General features: G+C 61.1%; 23 protein-coding genes. 14 read left to right on the top strand and 9 right to left on the bottom strand.

Annotated elements, in window-relative coordinates; translation table 11 throughout:
* The first annotated feature begins 254 nt into the window (after positions 1-254).
* The 5 genes from V5G24_RS25905 (at position 255) to V5G24_RS25885 (ending at position 3,480) form a co-directional block, all read left to right on the top strand.
* Positions 255-1,166 (top strand): DnaJ C-terminal domain-containing protein, encoded by a 912-nt coding sequence (locus V5G24_RS25905; RefSeq protein WP_137901582.1) that lies wholly within the window; start codon positions 255-257, stop codon positions 1,164-1,166.
* Positions 1,167-1,550 (top strand): chaperone modulator CbpM, encoded by a 384-nt coding sequence (locus V5G24_RS25900; RefSeq protein ID WP_137901581.1) that lies wholly within the window; start codon positions 1,167-1,169, stop codon positions 1,548-1,550.
* Positions 1,551-1,589: 39 nt separating this feature from the next.
* The gene (locus V5G24_RS25895) at positions 1,590-2,078 is read left to right on the top strand and encodes a phosphate-starvation-inducible PsiE family protein (protein WP_137901580.1); all 489 of its coding nucleotides are present in this window, start codon (positions 1,590-1,592) and stop codon (positions 2,076-2,078) included.
* A gap of 189 nt (positions 2,079-2,267) precedes the next feature.
* Positions 2,268-2,783, top strand: coding sequence for a nucleotide exchange factor GrpE (locus tag V5G24_RS25890; protein ID WP_137901579.1), 516 nt, complete (start codon positions 2,268-2,270; stop codon positions 2,781-2,783).
* Between the two features lie 358 nt (positions 2,784-3,141).
* Positions 3,142-3,480: a hypothetical protein gene (locus V5G24_RS25885; protein ID WP_394016025.1), complete on the top strand. Its 339-nt coding sequence runs from the start codon at positions 3,142-3,144 to the stop codon at positions 3,478-3,480.
* Between the two features lie 160 nt (positions 3,481-3,640).
* Here V5G24_RS25885 and V5G24_RS25880 read toward each other — a convergent pair whose 3' ends face one another.
* A complete protein-coding gene (locus V5G24_RS25880) occupies positions 3,641-3,931 on the bottom strand; it encodes a glutaredoxin family protein (protein WP_137901577.1) in 291 nt (96 codons plus the stop codon).
* A 12-nt stretch (positions 3,932-3,943) separates the two neighbouring features.
* Positions 3,944-4,675, bottom strand: coding sequence for a peroxiredoxin (locus V5G24_RS25875; protein WP_137901576.1), 732 nt, complete (start codon positions 4,673-4,675; stop codon positions 3,944-3,946).
* A gap of 178 nt (positions 4,676-4,853) precedes the next feature.
* Between V5G24_RS25875 and trxC the strand changes: the two genes are divergently transcribed.
* The 8 genes from trxC (at position 4,854) to ftsH (ending at position 11,464) form a co-directional block, all read left to right on the top strand.
* A complete protein-coding gene (trxC, locus tag V5G24_RS25870) occupies positions 4,854-5,291 on the top strand; it encodes a thioredoxin TrxC (RefSeq protein WP_137901575.1) in 438 nt (145 codons plus the stop codon).
* A gap of 162 nt (positions 5,292-5,453) precedes the next feature.
* On the top strand, positions 5,454-5,933 hold the full coding sequence (locus V5G24_RS25865; protein ID WP_137901574.1) for an Hsp20 family protein: 480 nt from the start codon (positions 5,454-5,456) through the stop codon (positions 5,931-5,933).
* Between the two features lie 95 nt (positions 5,934-6,028).
* Positions 6,029-6,535 (top strand): Hsp20/alpha crystallin family protein, encoded by a 507-nt coding sequence (locus tag V5G24_RS25860; RefSeq protein ID WP_137901573.1) that lies wholly within the window; start codon positions 6,029-6,031, stop codon positions 6,533-6,535.
* Positions 6,536-6,607: 72 nt separating this feature from the next.
* Positions 6,608-7,345, top strand: coding sequence for an ETC complex I subunit (locus V5G24_RS25855; RefSeq protein ID WP_137901572.1), 738 nt, complete (start codon positions 6,608-6,610; stop codon positions 7,343-7,345).
* Between the two features lie 9 nt (positions 7,346-7,354).
* Positions 7,355-7,657 (top strand): DNA-directed RNA polymerase subunit omega, encoded by a 303-nt coding sequence (locus tag V5G24_RS25850; RefSeq protein ID WP_137901571.1) that lies wholly within the window; start codon positions 7,355-7,357, stop codon positions 7,655-7,657.
* 83 nt (positions 7,658-7,740) lie between these two features.
* Positions 7,741-8,106: an SPW repeat protein gene (locus V5G24_RS25845; protein ID WP_137901570.1), complete on the top strand. Its 366-nt coding sequence runs from the start codon at positions 7,741-7,743 to the stop codon at positions 8,104-8,106.
* Positions 8,107-8,213: 107 nt separating this feature from the next.
* Positions 8,214-9,596 carry a DegQ family serine endoprotease gene (locus tag V5G24_RS25840; RefSeq protein WP_137901569.1) on the top strand — a complete coding sequence of 461 codons (1,383 nt, stop codon included), beginning with the start codon at positions 8,214-8,216 and terminating at the stop codon, positions 9,594-9,596.
* Between the two features lie 20 nt (positions 9,597-9,616).
* Positions 9,617-11,464 carry an ATP-dependent zinc metalloprotease FtsH gene (gene ftsH / locus V5G24_RS25835; protein WP_137901609.1) on the top strand — a complete coding sequence of 616 codons (1,848 nt, stop codon included), beginning with the start codon at positions 9,617-9,619 and terminating at the stop codon, positions 11,462-11,464.
* Positions 11,465-11,663: 199 nt separating this feature from the next.
* Here the strand turns inward: ftsH and V5G24_RS25830 are convergent, their stop codons facing one another.
* The gene (locus V5G24_RS25830) at positions 11,664-11,909 is read right to left on the bottom strand and encodes a response regulator (RefSeq protein ID WP_171021014.1); all 246 of its coding nucleotides are present in this window, start codon (positions 11,907-11,909) and stop codon (positions 11,664-11,666) included.
* A gap of 463 nt (positions 11,910-12,372) precedes the next feature.
* Between V5G24_RS25830 and V5G24_RS25825 the strand changes: the two genes are divergently transcribed.
* Positions 12,373-14,187: a cation:proton antiporter domain-containing protein gene (locus tag V5G24_RS25825; protein ID WP_445322288.1), complete on the top strand. Its 1,815-nt coding sequence runs from the start codon at positions 12,373-12,375 to the stop codon at positions 14,185-14,187.
* 30 nt (positions 14,188-14,217) lie between these two features.
* Here the strand turns inward: V5G24_RS25825 and V5G24_RS25820 are convergent, their stop codons facing one another.
* The 6 genes from V5G24_RS25820 to V5G24_RS25795 all read right to left on the bottom strand — a co-directional run bounded on the left by V5G24_RS25820 (position 14,218) and on the right by V5G24_RS25795 (position 18,647).
* Positions 14,218-14,436 (bottom strand): helix-turn-helix domain-containing protein, encoded by a 219-nt coding sequence (locus V5G24_RS25820; protein ID WP_394016031.1) that lies wholly within the window; start codon positions 14,434-14,436, stop codon positions 14,218-14,220.
* Between the two features lie 230 nt (positions 14,437-14,666).
* Complete coding sequence (gene tnpC, locus V5G24_RS25815; RefSeq protein ID WP_394016022.1) at positions 14,667-16,199, bottom strand: IS66 family transposase; 1,533 nt, start codon at positions 16,197-16,199, stop codon at positions 14,667-14,669.
* A 42-nt stretch (positions 16,200-16,241) separates the two neighbouring features.
* Positions 16,242-16,598: an IS66 family insertion sequence element accessory protein TnpB gene (gene tnpB / locus V5G24_RS25810; RefSeq protein ID WP_394016021.1), complete on the bottom strand. Its 357-nt coding sequence runs from the start codon at positions 16,596-16,598 to the stop codon at positions 16,242-16,244.
* Complete coding sequence (gene tnpA, locus V5G24_RS25805; RefSeq protein WP_394016020.1) at positions 16,595-17,035, bottom strand: IS66-like element accessory protein TnpA; 441 nt, start codon at positions 17,033-17,035, stop codon at positions 16,595-16,597. The genes tnpB and tnpA overlap by 4 nt, the downstream gene beginning before the upstream one ends.
* 519 nt (positions 17,036-17,554) lie before the next feature.
* The gene (locus tag V5G24_RS25800; RefSeq protein ID WP_394016030.1) at positions 17,555-17,722 is read right to left on the bottom strand and encodes a LuxR C-terminal-related transcriptional regulator; all 168 of its coding nucleotides are present in this window, start codon (positions 17,720-17,722) and stop codon (positions 17,555-17,557) included.
* 64 nt (positions 17,723-17,786) lie between these two features.
* Entirely contained in the window at positions 17,787-18,647 is an 861-nt protein-coding gene (locus tag V5G24_RS25795; RefSeq protein ID WP_394016019.1) for a PAS domain-containing protein, read from the bottom strand.
* Positions 18,648-18,733: the final 86 nt, after the last annotated feature.

Below are 18,733 nucleotides of genomic sequence, written 5' to 3'. Positions count from 1 at the left end.
CCGAGTAGACAGCTCTCCCTCTGAATTCCCGAGCATTCTCCGAAAGCGGGGTGTGCTTTCAATATTGTGCCGCGTTTAATTCCGCGATGAACTGACGACCGTCATTGCCTCGGCCGTGTGAATCGGCGAGGCGGGATCTTCGGAAGCAGCCATCGCCACATCACCTGGTCGGGGACCGGTCTCGCGTTAATCGCTAGGCCACTTATATCCTAAGGCGATATTCAGACCTGACTGACGCTTCATGGAGTGTTGGATTGAACGAAGATCCGTACAGAGTGCTGGGTGTCGGGAAGAACGCCAGCCAGGACGAGATCCAAAAGGCTTATCGCAAGCTCGCGAAGAAGCTTCATCCGGATCTCAATCCCGGCAACAAGCAGGCCGAGGAGCAGTTCAAGGCAGCATCTGCTGCCTACGACCTCCTGAGTGATCCCGAGAAGCGTGCGCGTTTCGATCGCGGCGAGATCGATGCCTCCGGCCAGGAACGTCCGCGGCAGCGCTACTATCGCGATTATGCGGGGGCGGCCGCCGGGGACCATCCTTACGCGACGGCGGAGGGCTTCTCCGATTTCAGCGACGATAGCGACGTTTTCTCCACCATCTTCGGTCGGGGTGGACGGTTTAACCTGAAAATGCGTGGCGAGGACGCGCGCTATCGCCTTCCAGTGGAATTCCTTGAAGCGGTCAACGGAACGGTCCGCCGTGTCACTCTAGCAGATGGCTCAACTATCGATGTGAGCGTTCCGCCAGGCGCCCGGGAAGGTCAAATGCTAAGGCTCGCGGGCAAAGGGAACCCTGGTGTCGGCGGGGGGCCGCCCGGCGACGCCTTCATCGAGATCCTCGTCAAGCCCCATCCCTTCTTCACGCGACACGGAGACGACATCCACTTGGAGCTCCCGATTTCGCTAACCGAGGCCGTGCTAGGCGGAAAAATCTCGGTCCCGACCGCTACTGGAGCCGTGACAATGAGCGTCCCGAAGGGCTCCAATACGGGCACCATCTTGCGCTTACGCGGGAAGGGCGTTTCGCGCCACGACGGCTCGCGCGGCGACGAATATGTCAAACTCAAAGTCGTACTGCCCGACAAGCCGGACGCAGAGCTCGAGCAGTTCGTGCGGGGATGGGCCGTCGGCAAGGCCCAGGACCCGCGAAACGGGATGGGAGGATGAATGCTGGAGTTCAATGAGTTTCTGGTGCGGGTGCAACTTAGTCAGGACGTAGTCGAAGCGTGGGTCGCAGAAGGATGGTTGCGCCCCCGACGGACGGGGACAGGACCGGCTTTCTCTGAGATCGATGTTTCGCGTGCTCAGCTGATACAGGACCTTCGGGGCGACCTTGGCGTAAATGAAGAAGGCGTCGCGATCATACTTGACCTGATCGACCAGATGCATGGGTTGCGAAAGACGTTGCGCGAATTATGCGGAGCAATTGGGATACAGCAGGCTGATCTGCAGCACCGCATCCTTTCAGAGATGCGCAGCCAGCGCCCGATTCAGCTTAAGGGGCCAGAGCGATCAATAAGGAACGAGCCGCGTCGCGAGGCTTCCGATTGAACGCCTGATCTACATCAAACCTATGGCACGGGATAAGCTATGAAACTGCTTGAAAGGTTCGATATAAATACCGCGGGATGGCGCTTAGCGAGCACCTACGAGAGATTCGAGCAAGTCGTCGTCTTGATCCTGACCGGGTTGATCATTGTCGTGATCGCTTCGGCAGTTTGGCATCTCGCGGCGAAAGTGCTGTTCAGCCTCATTTTATCGAGTTTTGATCCGACCGATCCCACCGTTTTCCAAACCGTCTTCGGAATGATTCTGACGGTTATCATCGCGCTGGAGTTCAAACACTCGATCTTAATAATGGTCCGACGCCAGCAGGGCGTGGTCCAGGTCCGTACCGTAGTCCTGATCGCGATGCTGGCCGTCATTCGGAAGTTTATCATAATCGATATTTCCGCGACCACGGCGGCCCACGTGTTTTCTCTGGCTGCAGCGATCGTCGCGCTTGGTTCCGTGTATTGGCTTGTTCGCGATCAGGATCGGAAAGATGAAGTCGACAAGCAGGAAGGCAGTCCAACATGATCGGGTCTCCGCCCCCCGGTCCGGAGGGACATTGCTCTTTGTAACGGGGATCCCCCAGAAGCACGCAGGCGTGTGAGAATTGACGGTCGTCAGGGCGGCGCCCTTTCGTCACGGCCAAACTACCGGAGCGGCGGCCGGCAGAGGATGGGACCGCCGCGCAGGTCCAAGAGAGGTGCATCGGGAGGTAGCATGTCATCGCCACATAGCAAGGAAGATGAGCTTGTCGCCACTGACGCTATAGACGCTGCAACGTTGCTAGCTGAGAACGCCGCACTTCGAGATCGATTGCTGCGAGCACTAGCAGAAGCTGAAAACGTTCGGCGACGCGCTGACCGAGAGGCTGAGGAGACGCGCAAGTTTGCGGTCGCCGAGTTTGCGCGAGAGCTGCTGCCTGTCGTCGACAATCTCCAACGCGTAATCGATGCTAAGACGGCCACACCAAGCCAGCCCGGCGATGCGTTGACGGAGGGCGTGGCCTCTACGTTACGGCTCTTTCTCCAAACGCTCGAGCGCTTTGGAATCAAAAAGATTTCGGCTCTCGGGACGCGTTTCGATCCAACCATTCATGAAGCCCTTATGGAATCGGCCGATCAGTCGCATCCGCCAGGAACGGTAACGGAGGTCTTGGAGGACGGTTTTACTATCGGCGGACGTCTTCTCCGACCGGCGCGGGTATCGGTGGCTAAGGAGAAGGCCGATGGCTGATGTCGAGAGCGAAGAGATTTCTGCTGGATCACCAGCGCGATCTGGCACCGCCGGAGTCGCTCATCCCACGTCCGGAAAGACATTGCGTTGCGCCCCCAGGTCGGCTCTGCCCCAGATCGCCTCTGGGCTCAAGAAAGACCTCCGAAGCAAAACGCTCTGCAGAGCAAACCACGGAAATGCTGTGGCAACGCTCATATGCGAGATGAAAACGATGTTTAGAACTGTCTGCGTCAACATGAGGCGTCGGTACCGTATCCTGTGCAAAGAGAACAATTACCTGCGTGTTGGGTACGAGATCTTACACGAAGTCACGTCGGCGCGTTTCGACAGACGTCGCGCCACCTGCTGGTGAAGTATCATGCTGTCTGTGCTCCAAGGAGCCGCCGTGTCGCTTGTCGTCCTGACGGGAGGGCCCGTACCGAATTATAGCGCCGAGCGCTTCTGTCGCGGGATCGCGGAGCTTCTTCAAGAACCTGACTACCGGCAGCGATGCATCGAACGCGAGCGTGAGGCACTCAACAGCCTGAAGGCATCATGGTCGAAGTTCGACGCGCGGGATCGCTCCCGTTGCGTCAGCCTTAGCTCGCTGGGTGCCACGCCCAGCTATGTGGAACTGCTCGCCTGTCTTGAGACCGCACAGGAGATCCGGGAACGCGAGGCGCGGGAGCACCTGAAGCAGCGCGGTCGTCGTCCTTGACGCCCCGTGGCGCCCGCAACGTCTGTTTCGAGCCGATGGCGACAGATCGCTGGCTCCGCCTTCGTTTCGATTCACGCACCGCCACTGCGATGTGCGCAACGCCCGGCCCGAGCAGCCGAGACTTTGATCTCGGCTGCCGATCTGCTTGATAGAACGCCGATCAACGGTAGCCGGCACGGCTCAAGGCCCAATCCAGTTCACGCAACGATGGTTGGACGAGGACCTGGCCCCCGATCGTGACCGTCGGGCTTCCGATCCGGCCACCCGCGATCCATTCGAGCTGACTTCGTGCTTCTGGATGGGCCTCCCAGTCGATGAATCGATAGGGTACCCCGGCGCGATCGAGATGCCGGCGCACCATCATGGTAATGCCGCACCATCTGCTGCCGTAAACCGCTACATCTGCGGTCTGTGGCCGCCTAAGAACAGGAGAGTACGTCGACGCATACATGGTGCATCCTCCTCAAGCTGCCTTGGGGGTCGCCAGCCGATCCAGCGCGTCGAACAGATCGTAGATGTCCGGCACGTGCTGGAGTTTGGGTGACACTTGAGAGTGGCGAATGACCCCATTCTCATCGATGACGTATAGGGCTCGTTCAGAGAATCCGTCAGCCTCGCGCCAGACCTTATAACGCCGGGCAACATCCCCTTTCGGATTGAAGTCGGCCAGCAGCGGGAAGGTCAAGCCCCGCACAGCCGCCCAGGCACCGTGGCTGTACAGGCTATCGACGGAAATCCCGACCACGTCGGCGCCACGTTTGCCGAACTCATCGAGCTCGTGCTGATAGAGATCAAGCTGGCGACTGCAGCCTGGGCTCCAGTCGAGCGGATAGAAGGCGAGAACGACGCGACGCCCTCTATAATCAGACAAGCGCACGGTCCGACCATTTGCATCAGGGAGCGCGAAGTCGGGCGCTTGTTCTCCCACGGCAAGCGGGGTGTTGAGCGCGTCACCTTCCATCGCGGGTGCGTGCTCATGGAGGTCGACAATGTCCTCGATGGTAGGTCCCGACCGGGAGTGGTTCCCGCTGCCTAACGTCTGGACCCGCCAGAGCTCCTGAACCATGCCGTGGAGCAGCGAAAGCGCCTTCCTTTCGGCGCCGTCGGGTAGCTTCGGTGCGAGTGCGGCGAAATCGGCTTCGAGCTGCTCAATACGGCTCGGCCGGACATTCAACTGACCAGTGTGGCTGTCCATAGCTAAACCTCTTCAATTAGATCCTTTCCGTTGGTTGACGAAGTGCCGTGGTTGTCCGCCGGCACCACGACATCGATATAAGTGCGGTCCACGGCACATGCCAATAAAGCTGCCCGAGGAAACAACGCATTTTCTGACCAAGTGTGAAGGCAAGACGTCTTGTGCAAGGAGACCAAAGATGACGGAGAAACGCCGGGTCGTATGCCCGAACTGCGACAGTATCAACGCCGTGCCGACCGATCGGCCGGCCGAGGCCGCAAAGTGTGGGCGTTGCCACGCTAAGTTGTTCCAGGGCCTTCCAATCGATCTAACTTCCGAGCGATTGGAGAGGCACGTCGCGAATTCAGACATTCCCATTGTGGTGGATTTCTGGGCTCCCTGGTGCGGCCCTTGTCGTGCGATGGCGCCGGTCTACGCCCAGACTACGAAATCGATTGAGCCGCGCGTTCGGTTCGCCAAGGTAAATGTTGACGAAAATCCCCAGGCTGCAAGGCGCTATGGCATCCAGGGAATTCCTGCTTTGCTGGCCTTCCGGGAGGGCAAGGTGGTGGCGCGGCAGGCCGGGTTGACGGACGCGCCAGCGCTACGCGGGTGGGTCGAGCGCCTCGCAGCATGAGCGGGGGCAAATCAGGACAGTGCACCCCTTGAACCCGTAACAGGCTGAACTAAATCACCAAACGCCGGTCGCCACTATCGGGGCCGGTTGGGATCGAGGGGCCGAAGTCGCCTCGATCCGGAACTGAACTTGTATCCATGTTGCTCAAAGGAGAATGTGGCTATGAGCACCGCGTTTGATCTGTCTCCCCTCTTTCGGTCGAGCGTCGGCTTTGACCGAATGCTTAATACCCTTGAAAATGCCAGTCGCGTCGCGACTCTCGATGGTTGGCCGCCCTACGACATCGTCAAGGCGGGTGACGACGATTACCGCATCGAGATGGCGGTGGCTGGATTCACCGAAGACGAACTGACCATCACGCAGGAGCGGAATATGCTCACGGTGGCGGGACAGAAGTCCGGCGAGGACCAGAGTGCGCAGTACCTGCATCGCGGTATTGCCGCAAGGACCTTCCAGCGCCGCTTTGAGCTCGCTGACTACGTGAAGGTCGTAGACGCCAGCCTCGTCAACGGTCTGCTGACCATTAACCTGCAGCGCGAAATTCCAGACGAGATGAAGCCGCGCCGCATCGCCATCGCGACCAGCGACAATATGGCGAGGGTTAACGTCGGGCAGGCTGAGCCCGAGCGACTGGCCGCCTAAAGCGTCCGCCAGTGTGGTGACTCCGTGGCGTCGGCCAGCGCGGCCGGCGTCCGCGGGAGGATTTTGCCAACTAATGAACAGAAAGGAGAAGAACCATGAGTGTCCGTGACTTGATCCCTTGGGGCCGCAACAATAGTCAGACCCCTTCCGTTTATCGCGACGATGATCGCAATCCGTTCCTGTCCCTCCATCGCGAGGTGAACCGACTGTTCGACGACGTTTTTCGCGGCTTTGACAGCCGGTTGCCGGCGCTTGGTTCGTTGTCGTCTTTCGCCGGTGCTTGGCCGAGCGTCGAAATCTCCGAAACTGACAAGGAGATCAAGGTGACCGCCGAGATCCCTGGCCTTGAGGAGAAGGACGTCGAGGTTCTGATCGATGACGGCGTGCTGACACTGAAAGGCGAGAAGCGTTCCGAGACCGAGGACAAGGAGAAACAGTTCTCCGAACGCTTTTATGGACGTTTCGAGCGCCGCATCCCCCTCGGGGTTGAGGTCGAGGAGGACAAGATCGACGCGCGCTTCAAGAGCGGTGTGCTGAGCATCGTCCTCCCCAAGAGCGCCAAGGCCCAGTCGCAGGTGAAGCGTATCGCGATCAAGAGCTAACGCATATCGCGTAGGTGGTGGGCCAGCAGGCCGCCACCGACGCGATCCTTCGCCAAATTGGGAGGGATAGCAATGACGGAGAATATCAGACACACCCTGAATGCTGGATCTGTTGGACCGACGCGGTCACAGTTCTCTAACGACAACCGCACGTCGCCACCATCGATGGGGCGCTCGTTGTTCCCTGAAGACGCGGTTGCGCACATCTACAAGCCGTCCCGCTCGGTGATGACGTCGGGAACGGCTCGCACGAGAGGCTGGAAGCTGCGCTTCGAGCCGCGGAGCGCGCCTTTCATCGAGCCCCTCATGGGCTGGACCGGCAGTGACGATACACTGACGCAGGTCGAGCTCAGCTTTCCAACTCTGAAATCTGCGGTTCATTACGCGGAGCGGGAAGGCTTGTCATACGTCATCGAGAGAGGGCGGCAGGCCCCCCGGCATACGAGCACGCCAGGGGCGCACATAAACCATCCCTTCTCCGACGCGACGCTGGCGAAGCTTGGGTTGTCGCACCTGCAGCGAAAGTACGGACAGGCTCTGGAGGGCGCCGCGAATCGGAACGATCCTGCAGGTCCGGAAACATGGGCGTCGCCAATGGATGTCTTGGCTGACGCCGCGCTGTCGCTAGAGGCCAAACGATCGATTCTGATGAACTGGGCCTACACCGAGTACTTGATCGATCTGGCGACCAACGAGGGTATGCCCGAGAACAATCGCCCGACGCGGCTTGATGAGGTCGAACAGGCGTTGCTTGCGCTCGAACGTCGGGTCGCTGCGAACGATGCTCGCGCGACACGAAAGGTGGCGTGAGGTGCGACCATGGACCCATTCGTCGTCTTCGATTGCGAGAAGGTCTTGCGGAATCGCTTCGCGCTGACGGTCGTCGCCGCAGCGCGGAGCAGGGCGCTCAAGACGGGGAGCGACCCTCGGCTCGAGCGGCCCACCACGGACATCGTCGACCTCGCACTGCAAGAGATCGCGGCCGGCGTCTTCACGAGGGACGAGCTTGACCTCTGCCAGCTTGACCGCGACGCCGCGCGGTCGCTGCCGTCGCCGGCCCGACACCAGCTCCCTGCCCGCGCGGCCACTGCAGCGGTCTCTCGTGGCTGGAACGTTCATTGATGATCGTCATCGCGGGATCACTTTTCGGTGGGGCATTTAACGATCTGCGCATGATGGATCCAACCAACAAGGAGGAATAACCAATGGTGAAATCGGTGTCTTTAAAAGGCCCGCGGGCCTTCGATATCATTAGTCTCGTTGCCGGTCTCGGTCTTCTGCTGTCGCCCTGGTATCTAGGCTTCACCTCTGATGCCTATGCCGCCTGGAATGCCTGGGTCATCGGCGCAGCAATCTCGGTGATCGCGGTTTCAGCCCTTTTTGCGTTCCACGAGGCCGAGGAGTGGATCAACGGGGTGGCTGGCCTGTGGGCACTCGTGGCGCCATGGGCCCTTGGGTTCTCGGCCCTGACGCCCGCCATGTGGGCCCACGTAATCGCAGGCGTCGTGGTGGCGTTGGTTTCGGGCGCCTGCATCTGGTTTGCCCACAACCGTACTTGGTCCGCTGTATGACGAATTGCCAAGCTCGGCCGGGTTCATTCCGGGCCGAGCTTCAGGCGTCCCGTCTGACCGTAAGCGGAAAGGACGAAATCGGTCGTTGAGCTATCATGGGGGAATTCATGAGCAAGAGAGTCACAATCGTACATCGGTCGATCATTGTTCTCTTTACGATCTTCGTAGCCGCGGTGGGCATTCCCCCTAGCGCCTTTGGACAGGTCGTTCCCGGATTGGCAGGGCAACTCCCTACGCTCGCGCCGTTGCTAGAACGCGTTACCCCGGCGGTGGTCAATATCTCCGTCATCTCGGAAACGCCGACCGCCTCCAACCCACTCTACAACGATCCATTCTTTCGACGGTACTTTGACCTTCCGGATCAGCCGCCGGCCCAGCAGCGCATGAGCGCAGGGTCGGGCGTGATCGTGGACGCCAGCAAGGGTTATGTCATCACCAATCACCACGTGGTGGATAATGCTGGCCAAATCACGGTGACGCTCAAGGATGGCCGCCGACTCCGTGCCGAGCTTGTCGGATCCGATCAGGCCACGGACATTGCCCTTCTCAAGGTGGAGAGCCGAAACCTCGTATCCTTGGAGATAGCCGACTCCGATCGTCTCAAAGTCGGCGATTACGTTGTCGCCATTGGTAATCCGTTTGGCCTCGGTCAGACGGTGACGTCCGGCATCGTCAGCGCCCTTGGGCGCAGTGGGATTAACAATGAGGGCTATGAGGATTTCATCCAGACGGACGCTTCGATCAATCCGGGAAACTCGGGAGGTGCGCTAATTACGCTCGACGGCAAGCTCGCCGGAATCAACACAGCAATCCTGAGTCCCGCCGGTGGCAACGTTGGCATAGGTTTCGCCGTGCCAAGCAACATGGCGCTGGCTGTGATGAACCAGCTGATCGACCATGGCGAGGTCCGTCGCGGTAGGATAGGCATCGGCATTCAGGATGTAACCCCCGATCTCGCGGAGGCGCTTGGCCTCGGGGACCTGCGCGGAGCGGTGATCAGCAATATTGAGGCGGGGTCGCCGGCCGAACATGCCGGTTTGAAGGTTGGGGATGTCGTGACCGCTGTAGACGGCCGTGCCCTTCACAGCTCCACAGACTTGCGTAACCGGATCGGCCTCACACCTGCCGGCTCGAACGTCAGGCTGTCGGTCGTGCGAAATGACGGTAGGCACGACATCAGTGTGCGGATCGAAGGAGCGCAGCGGGCCTCGTCGCAATTGACTGGAACGCCTTTTGATGGGGCAAACTTGCGAAACGCCTCCGCCGAGGAGGCGCGGGACGTTGGCGCAGGAGGGGTTGTCGTGGAGAGCGTCGCTCCGGGAAGCCGGGCCGCGCGCGCTGGTCTGATGCGCGGAGACATGATTTTGGCGATCAATCGCACGCCGGTGACATCGATCAATGATGTCCGTCGCTGGACCGCCGATCGGAAGAGCACCCTCGCCGTTGAACTTGTACGCAACGGCGCGCGTATGCTTCTGATCATCAGGTAATTGGAGCGCACTGAATGGAGATGGACAGGAAGACCCAGTTCAATATTTGGTACTGGATCGGCGCGTTCTTTTTACTGATGGCGTTTCAGTACCTTTACGCGACCGCCACTCAAGTTGCTCAAATTCCCTACAGTCAATTTGAGACTTATGTTCGCGATGGTAGGATCGCAGAGGTGGCAGTATCGGACCGGTTTATCCAAGGGCGTTTCAAGGAGCCCGTCGAGGGCCGATCCTTCTTCATCACGACGCGCGTCGAGCCCGACCTTGCCCGCGACCTTCAGCAGCACGGTACCGTCGTCAGCGGCCAGATCGAGAGCACGTTCCTGCGAGACCTCCTGTCCTGGGTTGTCCCGGTCGTAATCTTTCTTGGCATCTGGATGTTCATGCTCAAACGGGTGGGTGGCGGCATCGGTGGTGGGCTGATGCAGATCGGCAAGTCCAGAGCAAAAATCTATGTCGAGAAGGACACCGGCGTCACCTTCGAGGACGTCGCCGGCGTCGATGAGGCCAAAGATGAACTCAAGGAGATCATCGACTTCCTAAGAGATCCCCGCGGGTACGGCCGGCTTGGCGGACGCATGCCGAAGGGCGTGCTGCTTGTCGGTCCGCCTGGAACGGGTAAAACGCTGCTGGCTAAGGCCGTGGCCGGCGAGGCCGGCGTGCCCTTCTTCTCCATCTCAGGTTCTGAGTTCGTCGAGATGTTCGTCGGCGTAGGCGCAGCGCGGGTGCGCGATCTGTTCGAGCAGGCGCGTGCCAAGGCGCCCGCGATCATCTTTATCGATGAACTCGACGCGCTCGGCCGCGCGCGGGGTCTCGGACCGCTTGTGGGTGGCCACGACGAGAAAGAACAGACGCTTAACCAGTTGCTGGTCGAGCTCGACGGTTTCGACTCGTCGACCGGTCTCGTTCTTTTGGCAGCGACCAACCGCCCGGAAATCCTTGACCCTGCTCTGCTGCGCGCCGGCCGCTTTGACCGCCAGGTCTTGGTGGACCGGCCTGACAAGGCCGGCCGTATCCAGATCCTGAACGTGCACCTGAAGAAAGCCAAGCTCGCGCCCGACGTTGACGCGGATAAGATCGCCGCGCTCTCGCCCGGTTTCACCGGAGCCGATCTGGCCAACCTCGTAAATGAGGCGACGCTGCTGGCAACCCGGCGCAAAGCCGATGCAGTGAGCATGGAAGACTTCAACAACGCCGTCGAACGCATCGTTGCAGGGTTAGAGAAGCGCAACCGGCTCCTCAACCCGAGAGAACGCGAGATCGTCGCCTATCACGAGACAGGCCACGCGCTGGTCGCCATGGCGCTGGCTGGGGTCGATCCGGTGCACAAGGTCTCGATAATTCCACGAGGGGTGGGCGCCCTTGGGTACACGATACAGCGCCCGACCGAGGATCGCTTCTTGATGACCCGCGAAGAGTTGGAGAACAAGATGGCGGTATTGCTCGGCGGACGGGCTGCCGAGCACATCATCTACGGCCACCTTTCAACGGGTGCCGCCGACGATCTGGCCAAGGTCACTGATATCGCGCGCGCCATCGTCACGCGATATGGCATGACCGAAAGACTCGGCCACGTGGCTCTTGAAAAGGACCGCCGCTCATTTATTGGAACCGATCAGCCCTACTACGGTCCGGAGGAACGCTCCTACTCTGAGAAGACGGCCGCCGAAATTGACGAAGAGGTGAAGCGCATCGTGGAAGAAGCCTTCGCAAGGAGCGTCAGCCTGTTGCAGCAGCGACGCGAGTCATTGGACCGGGTGGCCCGGACGCTGCTCGAAAAAGAGACTCTCGAAGAAAGCGAACTCACCGAGCTAGCGGAACAGACGTCCCCTGGAGAAGGCACTCAGGTACGCACAGGTGCATGCTAAGCGGCGGTCGCACGCGCGAAGCGAGAAGGACCGCGCAGTGAGGCCGGCAAGATCATTCGTGACGGAGGTGGCGTCATAGGGTCGGTTCGGTATCGGCCTATAAAATGGAGAACTTCGTCGATGACCTCCGGCCCCCATGGCTTCTCAATGGCGCCCAATGCGCACGCAAAATCCCCCGGGAGGGCCTCCGGATTGGCGGTCACAAAATCACAGGCGTTTTCGTCTCCCTAACAACCGCCGCTGAAATACTCGCACCCGAAGGTCCGTCACGAAAATTGACATCAACGAGCGCCAAGTCGGGCGAAGTTCGCAGCGCCGCTGCGAGGGCCTCGGTTGCGTCTGCGGCCGTCCCTACAACCTCGCGCCCGCGTCGCTCGAGCATATGCTTGAGATCCAACGCGACAAGCCAGTCGTCTTCGACAACCAGGATGCGCAACGGTTTCATTGCACGTCCTCCACTCGGCACGGTCATGGGTCTAAATCACCGACATAGTAGTCCTAGCCATTTCGGCTATTTATCGGTCGTCATTTCTACTTGGTTCCCCCCGTCCCAGAGACGCGGACGCTTTTGCGATGCCGCGACGCCGGCCCCCCGCGGGGGGCCAAGGTGGGCCGCAAGGGACACCTGATGAAGCAAGCCACCGCTTGAGCACCTACGCGAGGGATTGCGACGCTTCGGGCGCGGAGAGCGATGTCTGATGGCTGGTCACCCGGCCAGCCCCTGACCCGGCTGCGGGCGAGTTTAGAGGGCAAGGTTGATGGCGCCGGCAGCCTCTAAATGTCGTGACTCACGAGGGCCGAGATCAATCAGGAAGCCGCGAGCGGGCGATAACGCTGTCGATCGTCAGTGCAGTCTCGTGCGAGAATGCTTATCTTTTTTTCGTTGCCAACCGACCTCGACCGGAACCATGCCGCAGCACCAAACAGAACTTATCACAATGCTGGCGCTCGGAGTCGTGCTTGCCTTCGGCTTCGGGCTGGCCGCGCGATTCTTGCGCCTGCCGGCTCTAATCGGCTATTTGTTTGCCGGAGTCGCGATTGGTCCGAATACACCCGGCATTGTGGGCAATGTCGAGTTGGCGCGCCAGATGTCTGAACTGGGCGTCATCCTGCTGATGTTCGGCGTGGGGCTGCATTTCTCCCTCAACGATCTCCTCGTCGTGCGTCGGATCGCTGTGCCAGGCGCGATGATCCAGATCGTGACCGCAACTCTCATTGGAACCCTCGTATCGAGGGCATGGGGCTGGAATTGGAGTGCGGGCCTGGTGTTTGGCCTCGCCCTTTCAGTGGCAAGCACGGTGGTTCTGCTGCGCGCGCTGGATGAAGTAAGTCTGCTGGACTCCCCCAACGGCAGGATCGCCGTCGGTTGGCTGGTAGTCGAGGACATTGCCATGGTGTTGGCCTTGGTAGTGCTCCCCGCGTTCGCGGCACCGATCGGCGCCGACGCCCCGGCAGCGCCGATCGGCGCCGGGACGGCAGGTGTTGGGCTCGCGCTTGGACTCACGCTGATCAAGGTCGGCGCCTTCGTTGCGGTCGTGTTGGTCTTCGGGAGGCGTGCCGTACCGTGGCTGCTCAGGCAGGCAGCGCGCTCAGGATCGAGGGAACTCTTTACGTTGGCGGTGCTGGCGATAGCACTGGGGATCGCGTACGGGTCGGCGGCGCTGTTCGGCGTCTCTTTTGCACTTGGCGCATTCTTCGCGGGGGTGGTGCTCAGCGAGTCCGAGCTCAGTCACCGGGCCGCTACCGAGTCGCTGCCGCTGCAAGATGCGTTCGCGGTGCTATTCTTCGTTTCGGTCGGGATGCTCTTTGACCCCTCAATCCTTGTGAATGATACGCTGTCGGTGATCGCAGTCGTCCTAGTGATTGTGCTCGGCAAAGCTCTTACCGCTACAGGGATCGTGCTCGCACTAGGCTATCCGATGTCGACCGCTTTGGTCGTATCCGCGGCGCTAGCCCAGATTGGGGAATTTTCTTTTATACTCGCCGATTTCGGGGTGTCCCTAGGGCTTATGCCGATGGAGGGCCGTGATCTGATCCTCGCCGGAGCGTTGCTCTCGATCACTGTCAATCCATTTGCATTTGCGGCTGCGAAGCTCATGGCGCCTTTGCTGACCGCACCCACGCCGGGAGGTGGCGAGGGTCGTCTCTTCGATCCCTTGTTCGGTCTGCATGTGGAACATCGTCCCACGGCGCAAGCGGACCACGTTATTGTCGTGGGGGCCGGCCGAGTCGGACGCACAATCGTCGCGGCGCTGCGCAAGGCGGGAACGCCGTATGTTATAATTGAGCGAGATCGGCGACGTGCCGAAAAGGCTCGTGAGGAGGGCGCGGCGGTGAGGCACGGCGATGCTGCGGCCCCGGGCGTCCTTGAGGATGCGGGTGCGAAGCGTGCGCGACTCATCGTCATTGCCGTTCCAGATGGCTACGAAGCGCGGCGCGTGCTCGAGCGCGCTCGTGAGATAGATGCGCTCGCCGAAGTTCTCGTGCGGGCTCACGGCGATGCTGACCGCACGTATCTTCAAGAACGCGGTGCGACCCGCGCAATTTCAGCCGAATACAACGTGGGTTCGGCAATGGCAGAGGCAACGCTCAGCGGCTTGGGCGTCGCGCCGGCGGCAACCTCAACTACAGTCGACCAACTGCAGGAGGCGGAAAGCGCAATTGTTGAAGACTCCGGTGCGGATATGCATGGCGCCCCTGAGCTGCGTCCTCATCAAGAATAGAGAAGAGAGGTCCCGTAACTTGACCGGTCACTAAGGCCGAATGATCGTGACGTTTCGGGGACCTTCCAGAGAAATTGCGCCCCGCTCGCGGAGATCCGTAAACGCTCGACAGACTGTCTCGGTCGAGAGCCCGAGCAGATCGGCGATATCGTAGCGCGTAATGGGTAGTGCTATATCGCTTTCGCCAGATCGGCCGATCCTGTCTCTAAAATGGACCAGGAAAGCTCGTACTCGTTCAGGAGCCGACATGGTGCTCACTACGAAAGTCTGCTGCTCCAGCCTCTCAATTGCCGCGAAGGTTCCCAGTCGGATGAGCTTGGCAGTCGCCGGATCAGAGTCCGCGAGAGCCTCAATTGCCGATCGCGGATAACAGGCAACTATTGTTCCCTCCACTATTGCTTGCACCGAGGACGTGTGCGAGTCGGATGACGAGAATCCAAAGAAGTCACCTGGGAGGTGAATGTCCGTAAGCGTCGTCGTCAGGCCACGTTGCTGAGGACCGGCTGCGCCGGGTAGGCCCATGGCAAGAGTTCGTCGATGCGGCTGTTGGGGTGACCGTTGACGATGCGGGCGATGACGTCGGCGAGGTAGGCCTGGGGATCGATGCCGTTGAGCTTGCAGGTCTCGACCAGCGAGGCGATGACGGCCCAGTGTTCGGCGCCGCTGTCGGAGCCGGCGAAGAGGGCATTCTTCCGGGTCAGGGCGAGGGGCCGGATGGAGCGCTCGACGATATTGTTGTCCAACTCGATGCGGCCGCCGTCGAGGAACAGGGTCAGCCCTTCCCAGCGCGAGAGCGCGTAGCGGATCGCCTCGGCGAGCTTGGTCTTCTGGCTGATCAACGCCAGCTTCGCGCGCAGCCATGGCTCGAGGGCGTCGATGATCGGCTTGCTCTTCTCCTGGCGCGTGGCCCGGCGCTCATCCGGGGTCCGGCCCCGGATCGCAGCCTCGACGTGGTAGAGTTCGGCGATGCGTTGCAGGGCTTCACTGGCGATCGGCGCGGGGCCAGCCTGGGCGAGCTCGTAGAAGCGCCGCCGAACATGCGCCCAGCAGAACGCCAGGTTCACGGCGTTGCGTCCGGCCAGCGCCTTGTAGCCGCCGTAACCATCGACCTGCAGGATGCCTCTGAAGCCGTCGAGGTGGGCGACGGGCCGCTCGCCCTTGCGGTCAGGGGCATAGACATAAGCGACGGCAGGCGGATCGGCGCCGCCCCAGGGCCGGTCGTCTCGGGCATAGGCGAAGAGCTGCCCGGTCTTGGTCCGGCCGCGGCCGGGATCCAGTACCGGCGCCGTGGTCTCGTCGGCAAACAGCTTGGGCGAGGTCTTCAGCCCCGCCAGCAGCCGGTCATGCACGGGCCGCAGCAGGAAGGCCGCGCGCCCAACCCAGTCCGCCAGCGTCGAGCGGTCGAGCGCGATGCCCTGTCGTGCATAGATCTGGGCCTGGCGATACAAAGGCAGATGGTCGGCGTATTTCGACACGAGTACATGGGCGACGGTTGCCTCGGTCGGCAGGCCGCCCTCGATCAGCCGCGCCGGCGCGGGGGCCTGCACCACCACGTCGGCGCAGGAGCGGCAGGCATATTTCGGCCGGCGCACCACCAGGACACGGAACTGGGCGGGCACCATGTCGAGCCGCTCGGCCACGTCCTCGCCGATGCGGTGCAGCTTGCCGGAACAGCACGGGCAGATGTCGCTCCCGATATCGACCACGGTCTCGATCCGCGGCAGATGGGCGGGCAGCGCCCCGCGGTTCGCACGGCGCTTCGCGACCCGTCCGGCCTTCTCGGCCGGCGCCTGCTCCTCGGATGCAGCGAAGCCGGCGGCCTCGACCTGCTCGGCCTCTTCCAGCGCCAGCAGCAACTGGTCCTCAGGCAGGCTCTCCGCCCGCCGTCCGAAGCGGTGACGCTGCAGCTGCTTGATGATCTGGCGCAGGCGCTCGATCTCCGCGTCCCGCGCGATCAGCATCGCCTGGAGCGTCTCGGGATCACGGGGAAGCTCGGTGGAGAGCGAAGCCATGACCGGAAGTGAATCATATTCGCCGGGCGCCGGCGAGCCTCTTCAACTGGCGGCGACCGGTGTCGTCGTGCGCTGCGCCTCGTGTACCCGCCGCCAGTCGAGGCCCTCGAGCAAGGCCTGGAGCTGGGCCGACGTCAGCTGCAGGGTGCCGTCCGCGATCTTCGGCCAGCGGAACTCCCCATCCTCCAGCCGCTTCGCCACCAGAACGACCCCGGTGCCGTCCCAGAACACCAGCTTCACCCGGTCCGCCCGCTTGGCCCGGAACACGTACACCGTGCCGGAGAATGGATCGGCGCCCATGGTCTCACGCACCAAGGCGGCGAGGCCCTCCGCCCCTTTGCGGAAGTCGACCGGCTTTGTGGCCACCATGACGCGGACCGCGCCGCTCGGGCCGATCATGATCTACCCTTCAGCGCACCGATCACCGCCGCGATGGTGGCCGGCGAGGCCCCGTTCTCGATCGTCACCCTGACCCCTGCGACGTCGACCTCGATCGCCGCCGCCCGGCGTTGCCGGCCACGCCGCTTCGGCCGTGAGCATGTGGCCGAAGGCTCCGATGCCGGAGCAATCTCCGGCGTGACCACAGCCGGCACGAACGCCGGGACCGTCTCGCTCGCCTTGCGCGCCTCACGGCGCCACGTGAACAACTGCTGCGGCGACAAGGCATGGCGCCGCGCCACGGCACTCACCGTGGCTCCAGGATCGAGGCTCTCGGCGACAATCCGCGCCTTGTCCTCGGCAGCCCACTCCCGGCGGCGCCCCGCTCCAGTGAAAACCTCGAACCGCCGGACCGGCTCCTCGGCGCTCGATTTAAGCGTAAGCTCTGAAATCGTCATATGCCCAAGCCCTCCAGGCTCGGAACATCACCCCCTCAACCTCGCCCGCGAAAGGTGGGGTAAGGGCACCGCTTACGAATGTCCGCAATTTGCCGTCGTCCATCGCTGCGGATACGGTATTTGCGTGTCGCTCCAGAAACGATGCGATACCACCAGTCACAGCGATGGTGGTGTTCGAAGATGTCCTGATCGCGCTGGAACGTCCTGAGGATGGCGATAGAGTTTAGGTCTCTCGGACTCTTGTTGATCCGTGGCTCGCAGTCCGAGCCGTCAAACCGCGTTGAACGTTCCATCGACACCCCTTCACAACGGCACCGTCCAAGCAATTGGACGACCGTGGTGACGATAGAAAAACGCGCGGGTAAGGAGCTATTTGTGGATTCACCTTATGGGAATTCTCGCATAAGGAAATGGCTCGCTCGGAGAGTGGTCGACGTGGCAGCTTGTTGCTCGGCGGGAGCCACAGCTATCCTTGCGCGACGGGTTTGTCAGCACTTAGATGTGAAGCATCACTTGGCACTACTCCTTTAAGCCAGCGAGAACCGCGATTTTAATTGCCTCGGCGACGGTTTTCACTCCTAGCCGCCGCAACATGCGCGAACGATGAACTTCAACGGTTCGGATACTTATGCCGAGTTCGTGGGCAATCTCCTTGTGTGCCTGACCGTCCGCGAGCCGGACGAGCACCTGCCGCTCACGCTCGCTTAGCGTTTGCACACGAGCTGCCGCCTCGTCGCGCTCGTCGGTGACCTCAGAGGATCCTCCCTCCTTTGAATCGGTCAACGTCTTTGACGTTCTCGCAACCTCCTTCCCGACGACGCCAATCGCGACCGGTCCAGCCGGAGGAAGATCGAGGCGATAGAAATCGAACAGGAAAGGTCGGGTTATCCTTCGACTTGGTATGGAGCAGCCGTAGCACTCCAGTCCAACGCCCGTCGGAGAGAATCCGATGCCAAACGCCATAACGCAGCTGATCGCGGTCTCCGAGCGCCAGAAAATCGGCAATATGAAGTTCGGACGCCTCACGCAAATCAGCCAAGCCGACGTGTTCAAGGCCAGCGTGGTTCACGAAGAGCGGCCGGCCCTGAAGATTCACGATGCCGATGAAGTCGGACGAAGCGGCGATGAGCCTTGCGAGATATGCGTTCGGAGCAGTTTCTTCGCGCCGTCGCAATTCCAACATGGCTTGGCTTGCCGCCATGCGCTGAAGGAGTGTTTCCACCTCAGTTGGGAAATCGGGCCGGTCCGACGCAACTATCACGGTCGCCTCGCCGTGATTGCCGATTGGCGTCGCGTGAACAGTCACCTTGTTGCCGCTGACTGGGCTGACGATCTTTCCCCCGTCCGTGATGGCTGCCAACAGGGAGTTGCGGACAGTCGGAACGAATGGCGGCGGAAGACGTCCGTTGGGCCCATACACGAGCTCAACCACGACTTGCAGCGTCGCTATCGACATATATACAAAGTCGGCGTTGAGGGTCTTCACAAGGACCGAGGCCAGGCTTTCGACGACTGCGTCCTCCTCTAAGTCCTTCCAGTCCGCTTGCAGAGCGGATAGGCGAAAGAGGTCGTCGAGCGCGCGGACCAGCTTTTGATTTTCCTCCACAGGCATTCGCGTCTCCGCCGATCAGGGGTCTGACAGATCCTGCGGATCGGCTCTTGCCTGCTACAATCAGGATCGGTTTTCGGCTACAGTTG

Origin of the sequence: Roseixanthobacter finlandensis (assembly GCF_043195105.2) — a bacterium.
In the GTDB taxonomy this organism is placed as follows: domain Bacteria; phylum Pseudomonadota; class Alphaproteobacteria; order Rhizobiales; family Xanthobacteraceae; genus NCEH01.
Note: the sequence above shows the minus strand (reverse complement) of the source record. Positions and strands in the feature narration are given on the sequence as shown.